The following is a 5,541-nucleotide window of genomic DNA, read 5'->3' on the forward strand; positions in this document are numbered from 1 at the left end:
CGCGCGACCTGCACCGCGCCAAGCGCAAGAAGGTGCCTTTTCCGGTGGTGGCGATCGTCGGCTACACCAATGCCGGCAAGTCGACGCTGTTCAACCGGCTGACCGGGGCAGGGGTGCTGGCCGAGGACATGCTGTTCGCCACGCTCGACCCCACCTTGCGGCGCGTGCGGCTGCCGCACGGCACGCCGATCATCCTGTCGGATACGGTCGGCTTCATCTCCGACCTGCCGACGCATCTGGTGGCCGCCTTCCGGGCGACGCTGGAAGAGGTGGTCGAGGCCGATCTGGTGCTGCATCTGCGCGACATCTCCGATCCGGACACGGCGGCCCAGGCTGAGGATGTCGAACGCATCCTTGCCGATCTCGGCGTCGACGCCGCCGACACGAACCGCGTGATCGAGGTCTGGAACAAGATCGACCTGCTCGACGAAGGCAATCGCGAGCGGCTGCTTGCGGAGGGCGCGAGCGGCAAGTCGCCGCCGATCGCGATTTCGGCGGTGACCGGCGAGGGACTGGACACGCTGAAGGCGCTCATCGAGACGCGCGTGTCGGGCGAGCTGGAAACGATGACGGTGACGTTGAGCCCGGCCCAGCTCGGCCAGGTCGACTGGCTGTACCGCAATGGCGACATCGTTTCGCGCACCGACAATGAGGACGGCAGCGTCACTCTCTCGCTCACGGCCACGCACAGCGCCCGGCAGGAGATCGAGAGCCGCCTGCATCGTAAGAACGGCAGCTAACCGGCTGATTACCTGGCGCTTTTGGCTTGCTGCCAGAGCGCTTCCATCTCGTCGAGCGTCGCCTTCTCGAGCGAACCGCCCGAAGCCGCCAGGGCCTGCTCGACATAGTGGAAGCGGGAGCGGAACTTTTCATTGGTGCCGTTGAGCGCCGCTTCCGAATCGAGCTTGAGATGGCGGCCGAGATTGACGATGGCAAACAACATGTCGCCGAACTCGTCCTTGATCGGCGCGGCATCCCCCGTGGTGAGCGCTTCGCGCAATTCGCCGATTTCCTCCTCGATCTTGTCGAGGATGGGGGCTGCCTCGCTCCAATCGAAGCCGACGCGCGCTGCCTTCTCCTGCAGTTTCAGCGCGCGTGTCAGGGCAGGAAGCGCCACCGGAACGCTGTCGAGAAAACCCTTGCCGTGATCCTCCGGATCGAGCCCGCGCGCGATGCGGGCGCTGCGCTTTTCAGCCTTCTCCTCAGCCTTGATCTTCTCCCACATGCCCTTGGCCATGCCGGCGCTGCGCGCCTTCTCATCGCCGAAGACGTGCGGATGGCGGCGGATCATCTTGGTGGTGATGGCCTCGACGACATCGCCGAAAGCGAACTCGCCGATCTCCTCGGCCATCTGCGCATGGTAGACGACCTGCAGCAGCAGATCGCCCAGTTCCTCGCGCAGGTCGTCGAAATCGCCGCGCGCGATCGCATCAGCCACTTCATAGGCCTCTTCGATCGTGTAGGGCGCGATGGTCGAAAAGTTCTGCTCGATATCCCACGGGCAGCCGGTCTTGGGCGCGCGCAACGCGGCCATGATCTCGATCAGCCGGGAAATGTCTTTCGAGGGTTTCATGGCCTCAAGCTAGCGCGCGGCCCGCAAGTCGGCCATCCCGGCGGCTCGCCGGCGTGACTTGTCCACAGCTGTCGCGGGCTTCAGTCGAGCACCGAGACGATCGCCTTTGCGAGATCGTCCATGCCGTCCTCGGGCAGGCCGGCCACGTTGATGCGGCTGTCGCCGACCATATAGACGGCGTGCTCGGTGCGCAGGCGCTCGACCTGTGCCTCCGTCAGTCCGAGGCGGGAGAACATGCCACGATGGCTGGCGACGAAATCGAAGCGGTCCGAGTTGGACTGCCGGCGCAACGCTTCGGCGAAGGCGACGCGGAGCCTCAGCATGCGCAGCCGCATCTCCTCGAGCTCCGTCTCCCAGTCTTTCCTCAGGCCGGCGTCTTCCAGCACCATGCGCACCGCCGCGGCGCCATGATCCGGCGGCATCGAATAAAGCGCCCGCGCCGCCGCCAGCATCTGGCTCATCGCCACATCGGCCTGCGCGCCGTCCTTGGCCATGATCATCGCAGCACCCACGCGGTCGCGATAGACGGCGAAATTCTTCGAGCAGCTCGAAGCGACAACCATCTCCGGCACCTTGTCGGCCAAGAGCCGCAGACCCGCGGCATCGGCGTCCAGGCCCTCGCCAAATCCCTGATAGGCGATGTCGACGAAAGGCAGCAGGCCGCGCTCCAGGAGAACGTCCGCGACCTTCGCCCACTGCGCGGCGTCGAGATTGGCGCCGGTCGGGTTGTGGCAGCAGCCATGCAGCAGCACGACGTCGCCGCTGTTGGCCGTCCTCAGCGTTGCCAGCATCTCGTCGAAGCGCACAGCGCCGGAGGCGGCATCGAAATAGGGATAGTTGCGAACCTCAAGGCCGGCGGCGCGCATCACGGGCGGATGGTTTGGCCAGGTCGGGTCGGAAAGCCACACCGTCGCGCCGGGACGCGTGCGCTGCAGCAGCTCTGCCACCAGCCTGAGCGCGCCGGAGCCGCCCGGCGCCTGTGCGGCGCGGATGCGCGAACGGTCGGACTTCTCGCCAAAGGCGAGATTGATCATGGCGGCGTTGAAGCCGGTGTCGCCGGCAAGGCCGAGATAGGTCTTGGTGTCCTGGCTCGCCAGCAGCCGCTTCTCGGCCTCGCGCACGGCGCGCATCACCGGCGTCTTGCCGTCGATGTCTTTGTAGACGCCGACGCCGAGGTCGACTTTGCCCGGACGTGGATCGTTGCGGTAGAGGCCGATCAGGGCAAGGATCTTGTCGGCGGCCGCGGGCTGCAGGGTCTCGAACATCGAAAAGGACTCCAATGGCGGCGGAGTGATACGCAAATCGATCCCGCCGCGCCAGCGGTTTCCTCAGCGCGCCGCCGATGCATAAAGAAAATGCCGGGCAGGGGATTAAATTCCCTACATGCTCCGTAAACAGGGCATGAAACGGTCGATGGCACGCTTCGATATTGTCGGGCAGTTGGGCTCGCTGCGGCGTTACGCGCGCTCGCTGACGCGCGACAGCACTGATGCCGAGGATCTTGTCCATGACGCGCTGGTGCGCGCCTATGAGCGGCGCGCAACCTTTCGCTCGGGCGGTAATCTGCGCGCCTGGCTCTTGGCGATCGTGCACAACATCTTCATCGACCGCATGCGCTCGCGCCGCTCCGAGACGGCGCGCATCGAACAGGCCGGCCTGGTCGCCGACCAGAGCGTGCCGGCCTCGCAGGACCATTCCGTGCGCCTGTCGCAGGTCCGGGAAGCGTTTCTTTCGCTCCCCGAGGAACAGCGCTCCGCGCTCCATCTCGTCGCCATCGAGGGGCTGTCCTATCAACAGGCGGCGGAGGTCATCGGCGTGCCGCTCGGAACCTTGATGTCGCGCATCGGCCGCGCGCGCGCCGCGCTGCGCGAGATGGAGGAGGGCGCGCCGCAGAAAGCCAAGCCGCATCTCAGGATCGTGGGAGACGATCAATGACCGTCATTGTCGACCCCGTAACCGATGCCGATCTCGACGCCTATGTCGACGACCAGCTGGATGTCGCCCGCCGCATCGAGGTCGAGGCGCACCTCGCCGCGCGCCCGGAAGCGGCGGCGCGCGTGATGTCGGACCTGAGGACGCGCGACGAACTGCGCGTCGCGCTTGCCGGACCTGTCGGCACGGCGCGTCCGGCCACGACCGAAGCGGCGCGGCGGCTGGAAAGGGGCCTTGCCAGGGGGCGTATGCTTGCCGTGCTGCAGCGCGCCGCGGCGGCGGCCGTGCTGGTCGCGGCAGGCTGGCTTGCCAACGGCATCTTTGGGCCAATCGCGGTGACCAAGGTGGTCGCCTCGACGCAGCCGCCGGCCTATGTCGAGGATGCGGTGAGAGCGCACCGGACGACCTTGATGCGCGAGACAATGCCGTCGCAGCGGGAAGCGCCGGGCTATGATGCCGACGAGATCCGCGCGGCCACCGCAATCGTCATGCCGTCGCTGCCCGACGACTGGAAGATCCGCGACGTCCAGGTCTATCCCTCGCAATTCGGGCCGAGCGTCGAGATGGCGGTCCAGACCGAGGACCTCGGCCTTGTCTCGCTGTTCGCCATCAGGCCGGGCACGTTCGACGTCGTGAAGCCGACGGTCGCGCCCGCCGACGACATCTCAACCGCCTATTTCCAGATCGGCGAGGTCGCCTATGCGGTGGTCGGGCGCGGCGACGCCGGCAGCCTCGACCGTGCCGCCGAGAAACTCGCCAGAACTCTCTACTGAGAACCAAGGAGAACCAAATGAACAGCCCCAATCTGGGATACCGAATGGGCACCGGCGTCCAGGCCGGAGCCGTCTATGACGAGGGCCTGCGCAAGCACATGCTGCGCGTCTACAACTATATGGGCCTCGGTCTCGTCGTCACCGGCCTCGTCGCCTTCTTCGTGGCCTCGACGCCGGCGCTCTACGTGCCGATCTTCTCCAGCCCGCTGAAATGGGTGGTGATGTTGGCGCCGCTCGCCTTCGTCATGCTCTTCTCGTTCAAGATGCAGACCATGTCGGCGGCGAGCGCGCAGACGATGTTCTGGGCCTTCTGCGCCGTCATGGGCTTGTCGCTCGCCTCGGTGTTCCTGGTCTTCACCTCGACCAGCATCGCGCGCACCTTCTTCATCGCCGCCACGATGTTCGGCGCCACCAGCCTTTACGGCTACACGACCAGGCGCGACCTGACGCAGTTCTCGTCCTTCCTGATCATGGGCCTGATCGGCGTGGTGATCGCCAGCCTCGTCAACCTGTTCCTCGGCTCGACCGCGCTGCAATTCGCCATCTCGGTGATCGGCATCGCCGTCTTCGTCGGCCTCACCGCCTGGGACACGCAGACCATCAAGGAGCAGTATGCGGAGAATTTCGATGCCGAATCGCAGCAGAAGCTCGCCGTCTTCGGCGCCTTCTCGCTCTATCTGAACTTCATCAACATCTTCCAGCTGCTCCTGAATTTCACCGGCGAGCGCGAATAGCCCGGGCCGTAGCAGGCAACACTGCTGACCTCGGCGTGGCCGGAGGGAAACCTCCGGCCATTTTTGTCGACGCTCATCAAGGCATCCACGATCCGCGGCCAAGGTGCGATTGCCTGCCGCGCTTGAGTTCACGCGCGCCCTTTTGCTAGCCTGCCGGCCAAACCAGCCAGCCGCGAGGACGCAATGGAACAGGTGACGCTTCATGCTGACGGGATCTCGGCGACCATCGTCGGGCAGGGGGCTGAGCTGGTCTCGCTACGCGATGGCGACGGCACCGAGCTTCTGTGGCAGGCAGGCCCCGCCTGGCGGCGCCACTCGCCGGTCCTGTTTCCGATCGTCGGCCGGCTGAAGGGCGATCAGCTGCGCCATCGTGGTCAAACCTATCCGATGACGCAGCATGGCTTTGCCCGCGACCGGCGCTTTGCCTGGGCGGAGAAGGGGCCGACCTCCTGCACATTGGTGCTGTCGGATGACGCCGAAACGCGGACGCACTACCCCTTCGCCTTCCGCATCGCCATCGGCTACGAGC

Annotated in this window: 6 protein-coding genes and 1 pseudogene; 5 read left to right on the top strand and 2 right to left on the bottom strand. The window is 65.9% G+C overall.

Annotation, left to right across the window (positions count from 1 at the left end; translation table 11 throughout):
• On the top strand, window positions 1-740 hold a 740-nt coding region (hflX, locus tag EOA23_RS30935), incomplete at its 5' end, for a GTPase HflX (protein WP_127306910.1).
• Window positions 741-748: 8 nt separating this feature from the next.
• Here the strand turns inward: hflX and mazG are convergent.
• Window positions 749-1,573 (bottom strand): nucleoside triphosphate pyrophosphohydrolase, encoded by an 825-nt coding sequence (gene mazG / locus EOA23_RS30940; RefSeq protein WP_127306911.1) that lies wholly within the window; start codon window positions 1,571-1,573, stop codon window positions 749-751.
• 80 nt (window positions 1,574-1,653) lie between these two features.
• The gene (locus tag EOA23_RS30945; protein WP_127306912.1) at window positions 1,654-2,838 is read right to left on the bottom strand and encodes an amino acid aminotransferase; all 1,185 of its coding nucleotides are present in this window, start codon (window positions 2,836-2,838) and stop codon (window positions 1,654-1,656) included.
• A gap of 148 nt (window positions 2,839-2,986) precedes the next feature.
• On the opposite strand from EOA23_RS30945, the gene EOA23_RS30950 reads away from it, so the two are divergent.
• From EOA23_RS30950 to EOA23_RS30965, 4 genes and pseudogenes are all read left to right on the top strand, one after another.
• Window positions 2,987-3,508 (top strand): sigma-70 family RNA polymerase sigma factor, encoded by a 522-nt coding sequence (locus EOA23_RS30950; RefSeq protein ID WP_245456484.1) that lies wholly within the window; start codon window positions 2,987-2,989, stop codon window positions 3,506-3,508.
• Window positions 3,505-4,278, top strand: coding sequence for an anti-sigma factor (locus EOA23_RS30955; RefSeq protein ID WP_127306913.1), 774 nt, complete (start codon window positions 3,505-3,507; stop codon window positions 4,276-4,278). The genes EOA23_RS30950 and EOA23_RS30955 overlap by 4 nt, the downstream gene beginning before the upstream one ends.
• A gap of 17 nt (window positions 4,279-4,295) precedes the next feature.
• Complete coding sequence (locus tag EOA23_RS30960; RefSeq protein ID WP_127306914.1) at window positions 4,296-5,012, top strand: Bax inhibitor-1/YccA family protein; 717 nt, start codon at window positions 4,296-4,298, stop codon at window positions 5,010-5,012.
• 183 nt (window positions 5,013-5,195) lie between these two features.
• Window positions 5,196-5,541 (top strand): annotated as a pseudogene (locus EOA23_RS30965) (aldose 1-epimerase family protein); the annotation flags it as partial.

Origin of the sequence: Mesorhizobium sp. M2A.F.Ca.ET.042.01.1.1, assembly GCF_003997405.1 — a bacterium.
In the GTDB taxonomy this organism is placed as follows: Bacteria; Pseudomonadota; Alphaproteobacteria; order Rhizobiales; family Rhizobiaceae; genus Mesorhizobium.

Bases quoted from the DNA above. Each gene is read 5' to 3' on its own strand.
- mazG (WP_127306911.1), bottom strand. From the start codon at position 1,573: ATGAAACCCTCGAAAGACATTTCCCGGCTGATCGAGATCATGGCCGCG.
- EOA23_RS30945 (WP_127306912.1), bottom strand. From the start codon at position 2,838: ATGTTCGAGACCCTGCAGCCCGCGGCCGCCGACAAGATCCTTGCCCTG.
- EOA23_RS30950 (WP_245456484.1), top strand. From the start codon at position 2,987: ATGGCACGCTTCGATATTGTCGGGCAGTTGGGCTCGCTGCGGCGTTAC.
- EOA23_RS30955 (WP_127306913.1), top strand. From the start codon at position 3,505: ATGACCGTCATTGTCGACCCCGTAACCGATGCCGATCTCGACGCCTAT.
- EOA23_RS30960 (WP_127306914.1), top strand. From the start codon at position 4,296: ATGAACAGCCCCAATCTGGGATACCGAATGGGCACCGGCGTCCAGGCC.